Origin of the sequence: Streptomyces sp. Go-475 (assembly GCF_003330845.1) — a bacterium.
Taxonomy (GTDB): domain Bacteria; phylum Actinomycetota; class Actinomycetes; order Streptomycetales; family Streptomycetaceae; genus Streptomyces.
The window spans coordinates 5,570,008-5,586,059 of record NZ_CP026121.1 but is presented as its reverse complement, the minus strand read 5'-3'; the positions used below and the strand labels follow the sequence as shown (position 1 = coordinate 5,586,059).

16 protein-coding genes are annotated in these 16,052 nt (G+C 74.0%); 5 read left to right on the top strand and 11 right to left on the bottom strand.

Annotated features, from left to right (window positions below; genetic code table 11):
• Positions 1–4: 4 nt before the first annotated feature.
• The 8 genes from C1703_RS25865 to C1703_RS25830 all read right to left on the bottom strand — a co-directional run bounded on the left by C1703_RS25865 (position 5) and on the right by C1703_RS25830 (position 8,032).
• Positions 5–1,255 carry a P450-derived glycosyltransferase activator gene (locus C1703_RS25865; protein ID WP_114255101.1) on the bottom strand — a complete coding sequence of 417 codons (1,251 nt, stop codon included), beginning with the start codon at positions 1,253–1,255 and terminating at the stop codon, positions 5–7.
• Positions 1,256–1,400: 145 nt separating this feature from the next.
• Positions 1,401–2,456 (bottom strand): acyltransferase domain-containing protein, encoded by a 1,056-nt coding sequence (locus tag C1703_RS25860; protein ID WP_114255100.1) that lies wholly within the window; start codon positions 2,454–2,456, stop codon positions 1,401–1,403.
• A complete protein-coding gene (locus C1703_RS25855) occupies positions 2,453–3,487 on the bottom strand; it encodes a ketoacyl-ACP synthase III family protein (RefSeq protein WP_114255099.1) in 1,035 nt (344 codons plus the stop codon). Before C1703_RS25855 ends, C1703_RS25860 begins: the two co-directional genes overlap by 4 nt.
• Complete coding sequence (locus C1703_RS25850; RefSeq protein WP_114255098.1) at positions 3,484–4,728, bottom strand: ketosynthase chain-length factor; 1,245 nt, start codon at positions 4,726–4,728, stop codon at positions 3,484–3,486. The genes C1703_RS25855 and C1703_RS25850 overlap by 4 nt, the downstream gene beginning before the upstream one ends.
• A complete protein-coding gene (locus C1703_RS25845) occupies positions 4,725–5,993 on the bottom strand; it encodes a beta-ketoacyl-[acyl-carrier-protein] synthase family protein (RefSeq protein ID WP_114255097.1) in 1,269 nt (422 codons plus the stop codon). Before C1703_RS25845 ends, C1703_RS25850 begins: the two co-directional genes overlap by 4 nt.
• Entirely contained in the window at positions 5,990–6,325 is a 336-nt protein-coding gene (locus tag C1703_RS25840; protein ID WP_114255096.1) for an antibiotic biosynthesis monooxygenase family protein, read from the bottom strand. The genes C1703_RS25845 and C1703_RS25840 overlap by 4 nt, the downstream gene beginning before the upstream one ends.
• 116 nt (positions 6,326–6,441) lie before the next feature.
• On the bottom strand, positions 6,442–7,353 hold the full coding sequence (locus C1703_RS25835; protein ID WP_232840787.1) for a hypothetical protein: 912 nt from the start codon (positions 7,351–7,353) through the stop codon (positions 6,442–6,444).
• Positions 7,354–7,468: 115 nt separating this feature from the next.
• Positions 7,469–8,032, bottom strand: coding sequence for a helix-turn-helix transcriptional regulator (locus tag C1703_RS25830; protein ID WP_114255094.1), 564 nt, complete (start codon positions 8,030–8,032; stop codon positions 7,469–7,471).
• 246 nt (positions 8,033–8,278) lie between these two features.
• On the opposite strand from C1703_RS25830, the gene C1703_RS25825 reads away from it, so the two are divergent.
• The 4 genes from C1703_RS25825 (at position 8,279) to C1703_RS25810 (ending at position 12,693) form a co-directional block, all read left to right on the top strand.
• Positions 8,279–9,571 carry an activator-dependent family glycosyltransferase gene (locus C1703_RS25825; protein ID WP_114255093.1) on the top strand — a complete coding sequence of 431 codons (1,293 nt, stop codon included), beginning with the start codon at positions 8,279–8,281 and terminating at the stop codon, positions 9,569–9,571.
• Positions 9,572–9,644: 73 nt separating this feature from the next.
• Positions 9,645–10,271: a dTDP-4-dehydrorhamnose 3,5-epimerase family protein gene (locus tag C1703_RS25820; protein ID WP_114255092.1), complete on the top strand. Its 627-nt coding sequence runs from the start codon at positions 9,645–9,647 to the stop codon at positions 10,269–10,271.
• Positions 10,238–11,242 (top strand): NAD(P)-dependent oxidoreductase, encoded by a 1,005-nt coding sequence (locus tag C1703_RS25815; RefSeq protein WP_114255091.1) that lies wholly within the window; start codon positions 10,238–10,240, stop codon positions 11,240–11,242. Before C1703_RS25820 ends, C1703_RS25815 begins: the two co-directional genes overlap by 34 nt.
• Positions 11,239–12,693, top strand: a complete 1,455-nt coding sequence (locus tag C1703_RS25810) for an NDP-hexose 2,3-dehydratase family protein (protein WP_114255090.1) — start codon at positions 11,239–11,241, stop codon at positions 12,691–12,693. Before C1703_RS25815 ends, C1703_RS25810 begins: the two co-directional genes overlap by 4 nt.
• An 81-nt stretch (positions 12,694–12,774) precedes the next feature.
• Here C1703_RS25810 and C1703_RS25805 read toward each other — a convergent pair whose 3' ends face one another.
• From C1703_RS25805 to C1703_RS25795, 3 genes are all read right to left on the bottom strand, one after another.
• Positions 12,775–13,884 (bottom strand): DegT/DnrJ/EryC1/StrS family aminotransferase, encoded by a 1,110-nt coding sequence (locus tag C1703_RS25805; protein WP_114255089.1) that lies wholly within the window; start codon positions 13,882–13,884, stop codon positions 12,775–12,777.
• On the bottom strand, positions 13,881–14,609 hold the full coding sequence (locus C1703_RS25800; protein ID WP_114255088.1) for a class I SAM-dependent methyltransferase: 729 nt from the start codon (positions 14,607–14,609) through the stop codon (positions 13,881–13,883). The genes C1703_RS25805 and C1703_RS25800 overlap by 4 nt, the downstream gene beginning before the upstream one ends.
• 74 nt (positions 14,610–14,683) lie before the next feature.
• Entirely contained in the window at positions 14,684–15,463 is a 780-nt protein-coding gene (locus C1703_RS25795) for a cyclase family protein (RefSeq protein WP_114255087.1), read from the bottom strand.
• 148 nt (positions 15,464–15,611) lie between these two features.
• On the opposite strand from C1703_RS25795, the gene C1703_RS25790 reads away from it, so the two are divergent.
• A complete protein-coding gene (locus C1703_RS25790; protein ID WP_114255086.1) occupies positions 15,612–16,049 on the top strand; it encodes a nuclear transport factor 2 family protein in 438 nt (145 codons plus the stop codon).
• Positions 16,050–16,052 lie beyond the last annotated feature (3 nt).

Genomic DNA, 16,052 nt, shown 5'->3' with positions numbered 1-16,052 from the left:
CCGGTCATGCGACCGGGAAGCGCAGGACGCCGCGCAGCACCGCCGAGCGCATGCGGTGCAGCACCTCGGCGCCCGTGCGCAGGCCGGGCCGCAGCTCGGCGAGGACGCGCACCGCGGCTTCCGTCTGGAGCCGGACCAGTGCCTCGGTGACCGGGGCCGCGGGACCGCCGAGCAGGGTCAGCGACCGGTCGGCGTCGGCGCGGGCGGGGACGAAGGCGTCCGGGTCGGCGAAGGCCTCCGGGTCGCGGTTGGCCGCGTCGACGAGCACCACGACGCGCCGGCCCTCCTCGACGGTCTTGCCGTCGAACTCGGCCTGTTCGCGCGCGATCCGGCTCTCGAACCGCAGCGGCGGGGCAAGCCGCAGGGCCTCGCGGACCGCGGCCCCGGCCCGTTCGGGCTCCCGCCCGATCCGCTCCCACTCCTCGCGGTGGTCCAGCAGGACCTCGACCGCGTTGCACACGGCGGTCGCGGTGACCTCGACGCCCACCACGACGGCGAGCGTCCCGACGGCGACCGCGTCCTCGGGCGACACACCGGCGAGCGCGGCGAGGCCGGTGGCGCGGCCGCTGTCGACCAGGCCGGTCAGTTCGGCGGAGAGGTCCGCCATGGCCGTGAACAGCGCCCGCGCGGCGACCAGTTGCTGCGGGCAGTGGCCGGCGTCCAGGGCGGTGGCGAGACCCGCGTGCAGTTCGGGCAGGCGCTGCCGCGTCTCCTCGGGCAGGCCGAGCACGTCGGCCACCACGCGCAGGGCGGCGGGGACGGCGACGTCCCGGTACAGGTCGAACCGTTCGCCGGTCGCGGCCAGCGCCTCGCGGTAGGCCGCCTCGATCTCCGGCAGCCGGGCGGCGAGCGCCTCGGCCGACAGCAGCGGGGCCGCGGCCCGGGCCAGCGCGCGGTAGGCGGCCGGATCGCGGTTGAGCTGGGCGTCGTCGAGGGGCACGACATGGCACAGCAGGGGGTTGTCCCAGACGTCGACGCCCGGGTGGGCCTGCGGCCCCTCCTCGGCGTGGCGCGGGGAGAACCGCTCGTCGCCGAGGATCCGGGCGCCGAGTTCGCGCTGCGCGGTGACCCACGCGCCGATGCTGCTCTCGTGCAGGCCCTGTTCGCGGGCGCGTGCCCCGTGGCCGAGGGGGTCGTCGTCGCCGGCGCGCAGGATCATGGCGAAGGGGTCGCCCTGGGCGCCGAAGATGAACTGGACGCCTCGGATGGTCAGCAGATGCCGGCCCAACTCGCTGTTGGTCTGATCGGTCAGCATGACACCGTCCTTGGGAGAAGAGTCCTGACAAGGTGAGGAAGGCCCGCGGATCCGGCCGGGAGGCCGTGGGTCCGGCGGACGGGGAGAGGGGCGGAGCGCCACGGGCGACGCTAGGCCGCGTGCCTACAAAGGCACTCGACACGCGCTACACGGGCCGCGCCTCCGGTGCGCCGGCGAGGTCCCGCAGCGCCGCGGCGGCGGCGCGTACGGCGGTCACGTCGTCCTCGGCGGTTCCCGGCCGGGCCGGCAGCAGCGGGACGACGGCACAGCGGCCGGAGCGCACCGCCGGGTGGCGGCGGGCCAGTTGCGACAGCCCCTGCCCGGGCCCGGTCTCGACCAGCACCAGGTCGCCGCCCTGGGCGAGGAGGGCGTCGAGGGCGGGCCAGAACAGCACCGGCGCCACCGGCTGCCGCGTCCAGAACGCCGGGTCCTTCGCCTCCGCGGGCGTCAGGAACCGGGCCGTGTACCCGGACATGACCGGGATCCGGGGCTCGCCGACGGGCAGCGCGGCGATCCGCTCGTCGGCACCGCTCATGGCCGGGGCGAGGGCGGGGCTGTGGAACGCCGTCGAGGCCGGTACGCGCTGGAGCACGAAACCGGCGTCGGCCAGGGCCGCCGTGACGGTGCGCAGCGGGTCGTCGGGTCCGGCCAGGACCGTCTGCCGCAGGGCGTTGACGGCGCCGACGACCACACCGTCGGTGAGGAAGGGCGCCACCTCCTCCCGGGTGGCGGCGACGGCGACCATCCCGCCGGGCGGCGCGTCCGCCAGCCGGGCGACGCGGTCGTGCACCATGGCGGCGGCGTCCGGCAGCGTGAAGACGCCGGAGAGGACCGCGGCGGCCACCTCGCCGATGCTGTGGCCGAGCAGGGCGACGGGCCGCACGCCCCAGCCGAGCACGAGCCGTCCGAGGGCGTAGTCCACCGCGAACAGCAGGGGCTGGGAGCGCGTGACGTGGTCCGTCAGCGCGGTGTCGAGGGATCCGAGCCAGTCCGCGCGCAGGCCGGTGCCGTGGCCGCCCGGCCCGCCGGCGTCCGCCAGCGCGGTCAGGGCCTCCTCCATCGCCTCGGCGAAGACGGGCTCGGCGGCCATCAGGCCCGCGGCCATGCGCGGGTGCTGCGCTCCCTGGCCGGGCAGCAGCAGGGCGACCGGGCGGGGGGTGCCACCGTCCCGCCCGTCCGCTGCCGGTCGCACGTCGTTCATCGGTCCCTCCAGGGGGGTGCGTCGAGGATCTCGACCACGGCGCAGGACCAGCTGAAGCCGGCGCCGACGCCGAAGAGCAGGCACGTGTCACCGGGGCCGAGCGCCCCGCCGGTGACCAGGTGGTCGAGCCCGGCGAAGGGGTCTCCGGCGCCCAGGTGCCCGATGGTCCGGCTCCAGGACCAGGTGCTGCGCGCGGGGTCGATGCCGAACTTCGCGAAGTAGGCGACGTGCAGGCGGCGGTGACCGAGGTGCGGCAGCACGAACCGGTCGATGTCCGCGAGGCCCAGCCCGGCGTCGGCGAGCGCCTGTTTGACGACGGCCTCCTGCGCGGAGGCGACCCGGGCGACGGTCGGGGCCACGCCGTGGCGGGCCAGGAAGTCCCGCTTGTGCGCGTCGAGATCGACGACCTCGCGGTGGCTGAAGGGGGCGGGCCCGAACGGGTCGTCGCCGCGGTGCATGCCCTCCAGGTCGGGTGCGGAGACGGTCGCGATGCTGCGGACCCGGGCGAAGCCGGAGTGCCGCGAGACCACGAGGGCGGTGCCGCCGTCGCCGTAGACGGTGCCCGGGTCGCTGCGCCACCGGTCGAACCCCGGCGGGCAGAACCGGTCGCCGGTGGTCACCAGGGCCGCCACCCGGGCCGGGTCGGCGGCCAGGTAGGCCCAGGCCAGGTCGAGTGCCGCCATGCCGCCGTTGGAGACCTGCCGGATCTCCATCGCGGGGCACTGGTTGCCGACGGCGGCCCGCTGCACGTACGAGGCGGGGGCCCACAGGTCGAAGCCCTGGTAGTAGAAGCTGGCGTGCAGCACCAGGTCGATGTCGCCGGGCTCGGCGGCGGCCCGCTCCAGTGCGGTCCGGGCGGCCCGGGCCGCCATCTCGGGGGCGGGGTCGCCCGCGGAGACCGTCACCGACTCCATCCGGGTGGAGCGGGCGACGGCGGCGTCGCAGCGGCCGTCCGCGACCGCGTCCGCGACCCGTTCGACGGGGGGCAGCCAGGTCCCGGTGGCCCGGATGTACAACGCGCCGCCGTTCATGCCGCGGCCCTCCCCTCGGAGCGCCGTGCGACCGCGTCGGCGGGCGCGGGGGCCCGTACGACCATGGCGCTGTTGAAGCCCTGGTGGCCGCGGGCCAGGACCAGGGCCGCCGTGCCGGAGATTGGCCGGGGCCGCCCGAGGACGAGGTCGAGGCCGTAGCTGTCGGGGACCCGCGAGACGTTGACCGTGGGCGGGGCGAGCCGGTCGCGCAGGGTCAGCAGGGCGGTGACCACGTCGAGCGGTCCGGCGCCGGAGTAGAGCCGGCCGGTGGCCGTCTTGGGCACGGTGACCGGGACTCCTCCCGGGCCGAAGACCTCGGTCAGCGCCGCGGCCTCGGCCGCGTCGAGTTCGGGCACGCCGGCCCCGTCGGCGAAGACGACGGCGATGTCCTCCGGCGCGGCCCCGGCGTCGGCGAGCGCCTGCTCGACGGCCCGGCGCAGGGCCGGGGGACGCCCGGACCCGGGGCGCGGGTCGAAGGTGGCGCCGAACCCGGCGATCTCGCCGTAGTGACCGCGCCCGCGCGCCCGGGCCCCTTCGCCGCTCTCCAGCGTGAGCAGCGCGCCGCCCTCGCCGGGCAGATGGCCGCAGGCCCGGTCGTCGAAGGGCAGGTAGGCGTCGGCGGTGAGCCGTCCGCCGGCCAGTTGGGCGGCCATGCCGTACGGGCACAGGGAGCAGTCCATGCCGCCGGAGATCATCAGCCGGGTGCCCGCGCGGATCTGGCGCCGGGCGTGGGCGAGGGCGTCCAGGCCGCCGGCCTGCTCGCCGACGAAGACGCCGGTCGGCCCGTTCATGCCGTGCCGGATGGAGATCTGGCCGGTGTTGACGGCGTAGAACCAGGCGAAGGACATGTAGGCGCTGACCTTCTTGGGGGACTCGCCCCACAGGTGCTGCAGTTCGCGCTGGCCGAAGCCGAAGCCGCCGGAGGCGCCGGCGGTGACGACGCCGCGTTCCAGCGACGGCACCGCGTCGAGGTCGAGGCCGGCGTCGGCGACGGCCCAGTCGGCGGCGGCCAGGGCGAACTGGGTCATGCGGTCGGTCTGCGGGATCAGCCGGCTCGGCAGGTGGTCGCCCGCCTCGAACCCGGTCACCTCGCCGGCCCGGCGGGTCGGATAGCGGCTGGGGTCGAACGCCTGGACGCGCCGGATGCCGTCGTCGCCGCGCAGGGTCGCCGCCCAGTAGGCGTCGAGCCCGATGCCGGTGGGGGCGACGACGCCGATGCCCGTGACCACGACGGGGGTCATGCGGCCCGCCCCTCGGGCCGGCGCAGCACCATGGCGCTCTGGAAGCCGCCGAAGCCGCTGCCCACGGTGAGCGCGGCCGACATGGTCCGCTCCCTGGCGTGCAGGGGGACGTAGTCCAGGTCGAGGTCGGGATCGGGGTCGGTCAGGTTGGCGGTGGGCGGGATGACGCCGTGTTCCAGGGCGAGGGCGGTGGCGGCGACCTCGATGGAGCCGATGGCGCCGAGCGAGTGCCCGATCATCGACTTGATGGAGCTGACCGGGACCCGGTGGGCGTGGGAGCCGAGGCTGCGCTTGAGGGCCGCCGTCTCGTGCACGTCGTTCTGCTTGGTGGCGGTGCCGTGGGCGTTGACGTAGCCGAGCGCCTCGGGGCCGAGCCGGGCCTCGTCGAGGGCGGCGTCGACGGCGGCGGCGAGCTCGCGTCCGTCGGTGCGCAGTCCGGTCATGTGGTACGCGTTGCCCCGGGAGGCGTAGCCGGCGATCTCGGCGTACACGTGGGCGCCGCGGCGCCGGGCCGCCGTGAGTTCCTCGAGGACCAGGACGGCGGCGCCCTCGCCGAGGACGAAGCCGTTGCGGGTGCGGTCGAAGGGGCGCAGCGCGGTCGCCGGGTCGTCGTTGCGGGGCGAGGTGGCCCGGATGGCGTCGAAGCAGGCCACGGTGATCGGGGAGATGGGGGCGTCGGTGGCCCCGGCGATCATCACGTCGGCGGTGCCCTCGCGGATGAGGGCCGCCGCGTGCCCGACCGAGTCGAGGCCGGAGGTGCAGCCGGCCGAGACGACGGTGCAGGGGCCTTCGGCGCCGGCCTCCCAGGCCAGTTCCGCGGCCATGGAGCTGGGCACGAAGTGGTCGTACAGGTGGGCGCTGGCGGCGGTGTGGTCGACGAGCCACTCCTGTCCGCCGCCGCTCAGGGCCACGTACTCCTCTTCGAGTTTCTGCGTGCAGCCGACGGCGCTGCCGAGGCTGACGCCGGTGCGGTGGGCGGTGTCGGGGTCGGGTTCCAGGCCGCTGTCGGTCATGGCCTCGCGCAGCGCGACCAGGGCGAATTGCGCCGCCCGGTCGAGCCGTTCGGCGTCCTCGGGGGTCAGGCCCTGCTCCGCGGCGTCGAAGTCGCACTCGGCCGCGATCCGGGAGCGGAAGGGAGCGGGGTCGAAGAGGCTGATGGTCCGGGTGGCGGTGCGGCCGCCGGTGACGGTCTGCCAGAACTGCTTGGTGCCGATGCCGCCGGGGGCCACCACCCCGATGCCGGTGATCGCGACCCGCCGGGTCATCGCGCCTCCCCGGTGGCGCTGCGCCGCTCCAGGTAGAGGTTGGAGCTGCTGGTGCTGATCGCCCGCAGCGCCTCGGCGTGCGGCCGGAAGTCGCTCTGGCCGACGGCGGCGCGGAAGGAGGCGACGTCGGCCCAGCGGGCGATGTTGACGTAGCTGTGCGGCTGTTCCAGGTGGCGTACGAGGGTGTAGCCGAGGAAGCCGGGCTGGCGCTCCATGAAGTGTGCCGTGCGGGCGAAGACGTCCTCGAACTCCTCCGGGGTGGTGCGGAGGGTGAAGCTGTTGACGAAGGTGGCCGGGCCGCCGGGGGCGGGGCCGGGCTGATCGGCTGACATGGGATCGGTGCTCCTCATCGTCCGGGCGTCCGGCGACGCGTCGCCGAGGTCAGACTGAAACCCTCGGTGGCGTGCCTCGCGGCGCCCTAGAAGACGGCTGGATCCCGCGCCCCGGGTCAGGGGCTGCCGCGCCCCAGCCGCACGGGGGTGCCGACGTCCCGCTGCCAGGCGTGGCCGAGTCCGGCGGCGGCGGCGATGGTGCTCCAGCCGGCCAGCTCGCCGCCCTGGTAGTGGACGATGTCGGAGCCGCTGCCCCGGGGCAGGGCCCGGCCCGCGACGATCTCGGCGAGCGGCAGGGGTTCGTGCCGGGTGCCGGGGGCGGTGCCGGGCGGGGGGACGAGGCTGACGTGCCGGACGGCGGGGCCGGCGGCGGCCGGCACGGCCGTGGCGGTCTGGTCGATGAGGAGCGCCCCGGCCGCGAGCCATTCGGCGCGGACGCGCGGGTGGCCGCCGGTGGTGGCGACGACGTCGGCGCCCGCGGCGGTGGCGCGGGCGTCCTCGGACATGCGCACCCTCAGGCCGGTGCGCAGGGCGGCGGCGGAGGCGAGCTCCCGGGCCTGGGCGGGGTCCCGGCCGACGACGTGCACCTCGGAGAGCGAGGGCAGCGCGTGGTGCAGCACGAGCAGGCAGGACCAGGCGGGTTCGCCCGAGCCGAAGAGGCCGAGCAGGGAGGGGGCCGGCGGGGCGAGGTAGCGCGCGGCCAGCCCGGAGGGGATGGCGCTGCGCCAGCCGTCCAGGGCGCCGGCGTCGACCAGGCCGAGGAGTGATCCGTCGTCGGCGAGCAGCAGTTCCACGCGGGGGGCGGACTGGTCGGTGCCGGGGTCGAGGCGGACGGCGAAGCAGCGGCCGAAGGGGCCGGAGGCGTGGGGTCCCACGGTCAGCCGGCAGTGGGTCGCGGGGAGCAGGACCGGGGTCACGGGGCCGAGCGCCGGCCCGCGGCCCAGGAGCAGTCGCTGGACGTCGGAGAACCGCTCCTCCATGAAGGCCTCGTCGTCGAAGGCGTCGTCCACGTCTTCCGAGGACAGCATGATCGGCACAGCGGTCGTCCTCTCGGGACGGGCACGATGGGTATACAAACTTGAGTATCACGGGACGCGCCCGGTCATCCACCGAACCCGTGTCAACGGCCGGAAGGGCTCCCCGTCAGGCGCCCTTCTCCTCCCCCGCCATGACGTAGGCGCCCGCCTCCAGGCGCTCGATCAGTGCCTCGGTCCAGGCGGCCTGGCTCGCGGCGCTGTGCTCCCAGAGGCCGAGGAGTTCGCGGATGTGGGCCCGCTGCGGCCGCTCCCCCGCCGTCTCGTCGACCTTGGCGATCAGCTCGCTCTGCTCCGCCGAGAGCGACGCGATGCGCTCCCGCAACAGGGCGATCGCCTCCTCGCGGCTGAGCGCCGGCAGCAGCACGAGCGCCGCCCCCAGCATGTCCGGCCGGTTGTTCCCCTGGCGCAGCGCGTCACGCAGCAGCCGGAAGAACTCCTCCTCGCCCGGGGGCGCGATCTCGTAGTCGACGCGGCCGGGCCAGTCGGGGATGTCGGTCGACTTCAGCAGGCCGTCCTTGGCCAGCTGCCGGAGCGCGTGGTAGATCGAGCCGAACTTGATGTGCGCCCATTCGTCGGCACCCCAGGACAACAGCTCGGAGCGGACCAGATAGCCGTGCGCCCGGCCGTGCATCCGCACGACCCCCAGGACGAGCAATCGCGTGGCGGACATCGTCTCCCTGCTGAATCTCCCTCACGGCACGGACCGGTACCCGGTGCTCCGCGCATCGGCCGGACCCCGCCGGCTGATCCCACGGTAGTACACGACCTGCTGTTCTCCGCGAGGGCGGGAGGCACCGACCGCGTTCGAGCGCCCCGCGTCGAGCGCCGCTGCAACGACTCTCGACTCCCGCACGAGGTCACGGCCCGAGGGTGGAGGCCCATCGCATACGGGTCGTTCGCCGGAACAGGGGTTGGGATGCGGGTACTCTTCACCACCTTCGCCGCCAAGTCGCACATGCACGCCCAGGTGACACTCGCCTGGGCCCTGAAGGCGGCGGGGCACGACGTCAGGATCGCCAGTCACCCCGATCTCGCCGACGAGATCACCCGTACCGGGCTGACCGCCGTCGGGGTCGGGGAGGAGCTGCATCTCGACGAGCAGATGCAGGAGACCCAGGAGAACATCGGCCAGGACGTCGACCAGCTGGAGAGCCAGGCACAGGTCGGTCTCGACATGAGCGAGACCCGCCCGGAGCGGCTGACCTGGGACTACACACTCGGTGTGTTCACGGCCATGACCTCGGTCGTCTTCCAGAACTGCTGCTCCGACCAGATGGTCGACGAGCTGGTGGAGCACTGCCGCTCCTGGAAGCCCGACCTGGTCCTGTGGGACACCATGACCTTCGCCGGCGCGATCGCCGCCATGGCCACGGGGACGGCGCACGGCCGGCTGCTCTTCGGGCTGGACCTGGCGGGCAAGATGCGCGCGACCTTCCTGGAGCAGCTCGCCGCCCGCCCGCCGGAGCTGCGGGACGACCCGCTGCGCGAGTGGCTCACCTGGAGCCTGGAGCGGCACGGCGCCTCCTTCGAGGAGGCGGCGGTGACGGGCGACTTCACCGTCTGCCCGCTGCCGGCGTCCATGCGGTTCCCGCTGGACCTGCACTACGTGCCGATGCGGTACGTCCCGTACAACGGCCAGTCCACCGTGCCGCAGTGGCTCCAGGAGCCGCCGAAGCGGGGCCGCCGGGTGTGCATCACCCTGGGCGTGGCGCACCGCGAGGTGCTGGGCTCCGACCGGGCGTCCATCGGCGACCTGCTGGAGGCCGTCGCGGGGCTCGACGACGTCGAGGTCGTCGCCACGCTCAACGAGAACCAGCTCAAGGACTTCGACACCCTGCCGGACAACGTGCGGGCCGTCGACTTCGTCCCCCTCGACGCGCTGCTGCCCACCTGCGACGCGGTGATCCACCACGGCGGCTCGGGCAGCTTCGGCACGGCGATGATCCACGCCGTGCCCCAGCTCATCGTCGTCGACGGTGTCTGGGACACCATCAACAAGGCCCGCTACCTGGAACGGCGCCAGGCCGGGCTCTACGTGCCCGGCAAGCTCAGCGCGAAGGGACTGCGCGAGCTGCTCGTCCGCCTGCTCGAGGAACCGGTCTTCAAGCGCAACGCCGAGGCCCTGCGGCGCGAGGCGCTCGCCGCTCCCGCCCCCGCGCAGGTCGTCCCCACGCTGGAGCGCCTGGCCGCCGAGCACCGCCGCCGGTGACCGGCGCGAGACCCGCACCCGGGCCGCCACCGGCCCTGCCGTACCCCCTACTTCCCGGACGGTGAACCAAGCGATGCAGATCCGTAAGCTCAAGGTCGAGGGTGCCTTCGAGTTCACCCCCCGTCAGTTCCGCGACCACCGCGGGCTGTTCGTCTCGCCCTTCCAGCTGGAGGCGTTCCAGCAGGCGCTGGGCCGGCCGCACTTCCCGGTCGCGCAGACCAACCACAGCATCTCCCGGCGCGGCACGGTCCGCGGCATCCACTTCACCGTCACCCCGCCCGGTACCGCCAAGTACGTGTACTGCGCGCGCGGCCGGGCCCTCGACATCGTGGTCGACCTGCGGGTCGGCTCGCCCACCTTCATGCGGTGGGACGCGGTCGAGATGGACCAGGTCCACTTCCGCGCCTCGTACTTCCCGGTCGGCGTCGGCCACGCCTTCGTCGCGCTGGAGGACGACACCGTCATGTCCTACCTGCTCACGGGGCCGTACGTGGCCGAGAACGAGCTGGCCGTCGACATCTTCGACCGGGAGCTGGGCGTGCGGCTGCCCGCCGGGCTGGACGCGGTGCAGTCGGACCGGGACCGGGCGGCGCTGTCCTTCGCCGCGGCCCGGGCCCAGGGACTGCTGCCCGACTACGCCGAGTCCGCCGCGGTCGAGGAGCGCCTGTGGCAGCCCTCCGGCATCGGCGCCCCGAACTGAGCACGGCGATGTCCCCCACCACGCAGGGCGGGACGGCCTCCGGCACCGTGGCCGTGCTCGGTGCCACGGGGTGCGTCGGCCGCAGCGTCTGTGACGAACTGTCGCGCACCGGGCACCGGGTGCTCGCGGTGGCCCGGCACCCGGCGCCTCACACCCGCCCGCACGCCTTCGTCCCCCTCGACGTCGCCGGCACCGCCCCGGAGCGTCTCGCCGCGCTCCTCGACCGGCACGGCGTCACCGCGGTGATCAACGCCACCGGCGGCTGGGGCACCACCGTCGAGGAGATGCGCCGGGCGCACATCGACCTCCTGGAGCGCCTGGTCGACGGCTGTGCCGCGACCTCCCGGCGGCTGCGGGTCGTCCAGCTGGGGTCGATCCACGAGTACGGGCCGGTGCCGGACGGCGTCCTCATCGACGAACACCGCGAGCCCGGCCCGCTCACCCCCTACGGACTGACCAAGCGCACCGGTTCCGAGCACCTGCTCGCCCAGACCCGGGCGGGCCGGGTGGACGGGGTCGTGCTGCGCGCGGTCAACGTGTGCGGGCCGCACACCACGACGGCCAGCTTCCTCGGCGCCGTCGTGGCCCGGCTGCGCGCCCTCGGCCCCGGCGACGTGCTCAGCCTCGACGTCGCCGACGCCCGGCGGGACTTCGTCGACGTGCGGGACCTGGCCCGGGCGGCCGTCGCCGCGGTGCACGCGCCGGTCACCGGCCTGGTCGTGAACATCGGGCGCGGCGAGGCGGTGCCGATGCGCGACCTGGTGCAGGCCCTGTTCGACGCGGCCGGCGTGGACGCCTCGTCGGCGCGGCTCAACTCCGCCGAGGTCGCCAGCAAGGGCGGCGGCTGGACCTGCGCGGACATCCGGTTCGCCGCCCAGGTGCTCGGCTGGCGGCCCACGATCCCGCTCGACGCCTCCGTCCGGGCCATGTGGGAAGCGGCAGCCGACACCACCTCCCTGGAGGTCTCATGAGCAACTCCCGTGCTCTCGCCACCGACTCCACCCACTCACCCACCCGGGACCCCGTCGAGCGGCGGATCGACGCCTCGGCGCGGCTGCGGACCGGCCCCCTCGGCGACCTCTCCGACTTCACGGACTGGTTCGCCGACTACGGCCGGCGGGCCTACACCCATGTCGACCGGGTGCCCCTGCAGGCCCTGGAGGGCTGGGAGACCGACCCGGACACCGGCGACCTGCGCCACCACACGGGCCGGTTCTTCACCGTGCACGGCCTGGAGGTCGAGCACCCGGGCGCGCCGGTGCCGCGGTGGACGCAGCCCATCATCAACCAGCCGGAGATCGGCATCCTGGGCATCCTCACCGCCCCCGTCGACGGGGTGCTGCACTGCCTGATGCAGGCGAAGGTCGAGCCCGGCAACGCCGAGGGGCTCCAGCTCTCCCCGACCGTCCAGGCGACCCGCAGCAACTACACGCGGGTCCACCAGGGGCGCCCGGTGCCGTACCTGGAGCACTTCCTGGACATCCACAGCCGCCCGGGCGTCCTCGCCGACGTGCGGCAGTCCGAGCAGGGGTCGTGGTTCTACCGCAAGCGCAACCGCAACGTGGTCGTCGAGCTGCCCGAGCCGGTGGAGGCCCTGGACGGGTACCGCTGGATGACGCTGGGCCAGATCCACGAGCTGCTGGGGCGCAAGGACACCGTCAACATGGACGCCCGGACGGTGCTGTCGTGCCTGCCGTTCACCGGTGCGGGCGTCGACCGGCCGGACGGCGACGACTTCCGGTCGGCGCTGCTGCGCTCGGGCGATCCCGGGGCGCACAGCGTGCACAGTGCGCGGGAGATCCTCGGCTGGATCACCGACCGGCGCACCAGCAGCGACATCGCGGTCCGCCGGGTCGCGCTCGGCGAGCTGCGCGACTGGAGCCGCACCGACGACCGCATCCGGCACGACGCGGGCGCCTTCTTCGACGTCATCGGGGTCCGGGTGGACGCCGGCGGCCGTGAGGTCCACCGGTGGAGCCAGCCGATGATCGAGCCGGTGGGGCAGGGCGTCATCGCCTTCCTCGTCCGGCGGTTCGAGGGGGTGCTGCACGTCCTCGTGCACGCGCGCGTGGAGCCGGGTTTCGCGGACGTGGTGGAGCTGGGCCCGACCGTGCAGTGCGTCGCGGAGAGCCATGCGCGGCTGCCCGGCGGGACCGCGCCGCCCTTCCTCGACGAGGTGCTGCGGGCCCCCGCGGAGCGCGTCCGGTACGACACGGTGCTCTCCGAGGAGGGCGGCCGCTTCTTCCACGCGCTCAACCGCTACCTGATCGTGGAGACCGACCAGGACGTGCCCCGCGACCATCCCGACTACCGCTGGATGACACTGCACCAGCTGTCGGACCTGCTGCGGCACAGCCACTACGTCAACGTCCAGGCCCGCAGCCTGATCGCCTGTCTGCACAGCCTGTTCCACGGGGCCTGACGGCAGGGTGCGGGAAACGCCGTGTCCCGGTGAGGCGGTCGGCCTCACCGGGACACGGCGTTTCGCGCACCCGCGCGGGCGTCAGAGCCCGGCGATCACCTCGCGGAGCGCCTCGATCACCTTCTCCTGGACGTGCTGCGGCAGCGAGGGGTACATCGGCAGGGAGAAGATCTCCTTCGCCAGCCGCTCGGTCACCGGCAGGTCGCCCTCGCGGTAGCCGAGGTGGGCGAAGCCGCTCATCGTGTGCACCGGCCAGGGGTAGCTGATGTTCAGCTCGATGTCGTACGCCCTGAGCCGCTCGATGATGCGGTCCCGCTCGGGGTGGCGGACCACGTGGACGTAGTGGACGTGATCATTGCCCACCGCGTTCGAGGGAAGGACGAGGCCGGTGTCCCCCAGCCCCTCCGCATAGCGTCGCGCCACGCGCCGCCGTCCCTCGATGTAGGCGTCGAGGCGCCGTAGCTTGCGGCGGAGGATCTCGGCCTGGACCTCGTCGAGGCGGCTGTTGTGCCCGGGGGTCTGGACAACGTAGTACCGGTCCTCCATGCCGTAGTAGCGCAGCCGGCGCAGGTTCGCGTCCGTGCCGTCGTCGCCGGTGACCACGGCGCCGCCGTCGCCGTACGCGCCGAGCACCTTCGTCGGGTAGAAGGAGAAGGCCGCCGCGTCGCCCATGGTCCCGGCCAGCCGGCCGTGGTGCCGGGCGCCGTGGGCCTGGGCGCAGTCCTCCAGGACCTTCAGTCCGTGGCGCTCGGCGAAGGCGGTCACGGCGGCCATGTCGACGCACTGCCCGTACAGGTGCACCGGCACGATGGCCGCGGTGCGCTCGGTGAGCGCGTCGGCGAGCTGGTCGGTGCGCATGAGGTAGTCCTCCTCGCGCACGTCGACGAAGACCGGCCGGGCTCCGACGGCGTCGATGGCCAGCACGGTGGGGGCGGCCGTGTTGGACACCGTGATCACCTCGTCGCCGGGTTTCACCCCGAGCGCCTGGAGGCCGAGGACGAGCGCGTTGGTGCCGTTGTCCACGCCCACGCAGTGCGGCTGCCCGTGGTAGGCGGCGAACTCCTGCTCGAAGCGGGAGACGCTCTCGCCGAGGACGAGCTGACCGGACTGGAACACCGTGTCGACGGCGTCGAGGAGTTCCTCGCGCTCCTCGGCGTACTCCCGCAAGTAGTCCCAGACGTAGGTGGTCATCGCCCGGACACCTCCCGCTCCTTGACTCCGACGAAGAGACCGCGGCCCGTCGGCGGGCCCGGCCGGTACGTGACGGAGCAGCCGGCGTCCCGGAACGCCTGCTCGTACTCGTCACGCGTGAAGAGGGTCAGTACGTCGATCTCGGTGAAGGTCCGGATGCCCGACGGCTCCCCGACGAGGAAGCGGACCTCCATCCGGGTCGCGCGGCCCTGGAGGGTGGAGTGGGAGATCCGGGCCACGGTCCGGTCGCCCTCGCGGGCCAGGTCCCCGGCCACGAACCCCTCCTCGAACTGCTCGGGGAACCACCAGGGTTCGATGATCAGCGCGCCCCCCGGTTCGAGGTGACGGGCCATCGAGGCCACGGCGGAGCGCATCTCCTCGACGCTGCCCAGATAGCCGATGGCGCAGAACATGCAGGTGACGACGGAGTACCGGCGGCCGAGGTCGAAGTCGCGCATGTCGCCCTCGTGGATGGTCAGGCCGGGCCACCGCTCGAGCGCCAGGTCGCGCATCGGCGCCGCGATCTCCAGGCCCTCCGCCGTGGCGAAGAGCTTGCTGAAGGGGCCGAGATGGGCGGCGGTGCCGCACGCCACGTCGAGCAGCGTGTCGGCGCCCGGGGTGTGACGGCGGGCCAGGGCCGCGATGTCCTCGGCCTCCGCCGCCCAGTCCTTGCCCCGGCTGCGGTACACCGTCTCGTAGACCTCGGCGAGGTCCGTGCTGTACATGGTTTCTCCTCGGGTCGGCTGCTGTCCTGTGCGGCAGTGGGCGGTGGGTCGGGGCCCTCCTCCGGGAGGCCCTCCTAGTCGTCGACGAGGGCGACCGCCCGCGCCCAGCCGGCCCCGGCGCCGGCGATCTTCACCGGGAAGCACGACACCTGGAAGCCGTACGGCGCGGGCAGGTTCTCCAGTCCCGAGAGCCGCTCGATCTGGCAGTACTCCCGGTGGCGTCCGGCGACGTGGGCCGGCCAGAGCACGGCGGGGTCCCCGGTCCGCCGGTACTCGGCGATGATCGTGCCGAACGGCGCGTCCAGGCTGAACGCGTCGGTGCCGACCACCCGGATGCCCGCGTCGAGCAGGAAGGCGATGGCGCTCGCGTCGAGACCGACGAAGTCGGTGAAGTACCGGCTGGTGCCCGACCACGCGGCGGCGCCGGTGTGCAGGATCACGATGTCGGACGGGGCGAGCGCGTACCCGATCCGGTCGAGCTCCTTGCGCAGGTCGGCCGCGTCGACCGTGCCCGCCTCGCGGCCCCGGACGTCCAGGACCACGCCGGGGGCGAGGAACCACTCCAGCGGCATCGCGTCGATGTGCCGGGGCACGCCGGTGCCGTACGTCGTCTTCGAGCCGTAGTGCGAGGGCGCGTCGACGTGCGTGCCGGTGTGCGTGGTCAGACTCAGCCGGTCCAGCGAGAGGAACTCGCCGTCGGGCAGGTCGTCGGGGTCGAACTCGATGCCGAAGTGCTTCCGCATCTCGTCGCGCATGTGCAGCGCGCCCTCACGCGGGGACATCACCTCGTGGACCACCGGGTCCGGTTCGAACGAGCCGGAGTCCACCGGCGAGGACAGGTCAATGATGCGCACGGCCACCTCCTGGACGACCACGCCAGCCTGGCCGCAGCCGCTCGGAAGGCATTGGAATCCCGCTCGACGACCGGGCCGCCGTCTCGAGCGGGATGCGACGCGGGTGCGTCAGGGTCGGGCGTGCAGACCGTCGTAGGGGAGGCCGTTCATGGACAGCACGGACATCCAGCAGTTCTACGCCCGCCACATGCAGTTGCTCGACGGCGGTGAGGCCGGGGCGTGGGCTGCCACGTTCACGCCCGACGCCACGTTCGCGTCGCCGTCGATGACGGAGCCGGTCCGGGGCCGGGAGGGCATCGCCGCCGGTGCGCGGGCGGCGGCCGAGGGGCGGGCGGCCGCCGGGGAGGTGCACCGCCACTGGGTGACCATGACGACCGCCCGGAGCACCGCCGACGGGATCGAGACCGTCTCCTGCGTGCAGATCCTGGCGACCCCCCGGGGCGGCGCGCCGCGGGTGCACCTGTCGTGCGTGATGCGTGACCGGCTGGTCCGGCGGGGCGGCGAACTGCTGGTGGCGGAGCGGCACATCACCCGGGACGACCGGCCGGACGGAGGGGTCGACCGCGCTTCGAGCGGTCGTCAGTAGCGT

What these genes read in the sequence shown, in the direction of transcription:
- C1703_RS25865 (WP_114255101.1), bottom strand. Translation starts at nt 1,255, where the DNA reads ATGCTGACCGATCAGACCAACAGCGAGTTGGGCCGGCATCTGCTGACC.
- C1703_RS25860 (WP_114255100.1), bottom strand. Translation starts at nt 2,456, where the DNA reads ATGAACGACGTGCGACCGGCAGCGGACGGGCGGGACGGTGGCACCCCC.
- C1703_RS25855 (WP_114255099.1), bottom strand. Translation starts at nt 3,487, where the DNA reads ATGAACGGCGGCGCGTTGTACATCCGGGCCACCGGGACCTGGCTGCCC.
- C1703_RS25850 (WP_114255098.1), bottom strand. Translation starts at nt 4,728, where the DNA reads ATGACCCCCGTCGTGGTCACGGGCATCGGCGTCGTCGCCCCCACCGGC.
- C1703_RS25845 (WP_114255097.1), bottom strand. Translation starts at nt 5,993, where the DNA reads ATGACCCGGCGGGTCGCGATCACCGGCATCGGGGTGGTGGCCCCCGGC.
- C1703_RS25840 (WP_114255096.1), bottom strand. Translation starts at nt 6,325, where the DNA reads ATGTCAGCCGATCAGCCCGGCCCCGCCCCCGGCGGCCCGGCCACCTTC.
- C1703_RS25835 (WP_232840787.1), bottom strand. Translation starts at nt 7,353, where the DNA reads ATGCTGTCCTCGGAAGACGTGGACGACGCCTTCGACGACGAGGCCTTC.
- C1703_RS25830 (WP_114255094.1), bottom strand. Translation starts at nt 8,032, where the DNA reads ATGTCCGCCACGCGATTGCTCGTCCTGGGGGTCGTGCGGATGCACGGC.
- C1703_RS25825 (WP_114255093.1), top strand. Translation starts at nt 8,279, where the DNA reads ATGCGGGTACTCTTCACCACCTTCGCCGCCAAGTCGCACATGCACGCC.
- C1703_RS25820 (WP_114255092.1), top strand. Translation starts at nt 9,645, where the DNA reads ATGCAGATCCGTAAGCTCAAGGTCGAGGGTGCCTTCGAGTTCACCCCC.
- C1703_RS25810 (WP_114255090.1), top strand. Translation starts at nt 11,239, where the DNA reads ATGAGCAACTCCCGTGCTCTCGCCACCGACTCCACCCACTCACCCACC.
- C1703_RS25805 (WP_114255089.1), bottom strand. Translation starts at nt 13,884, where the DNA reads ATGACCACCTACGTCTGGGACTACTTGCGGGAGTACGCCGAGGAGCGC.
- C1703_RS25800 (WP_114255088.1), bottom strand. Translation starts at nt 14,609, where the DNA reads ATGTACAGCACGGACCTCGCCGAGGTCTACGAGACGGTGTACCGCAGC.
- C1703_RS25790 (WP_114255086.1), top strand. Translation starts at nt 15,612, where the DNA reads ATGGACAGCACGGACATCCAGCAGTTCTACGCCCGCCACATGCAGTTG.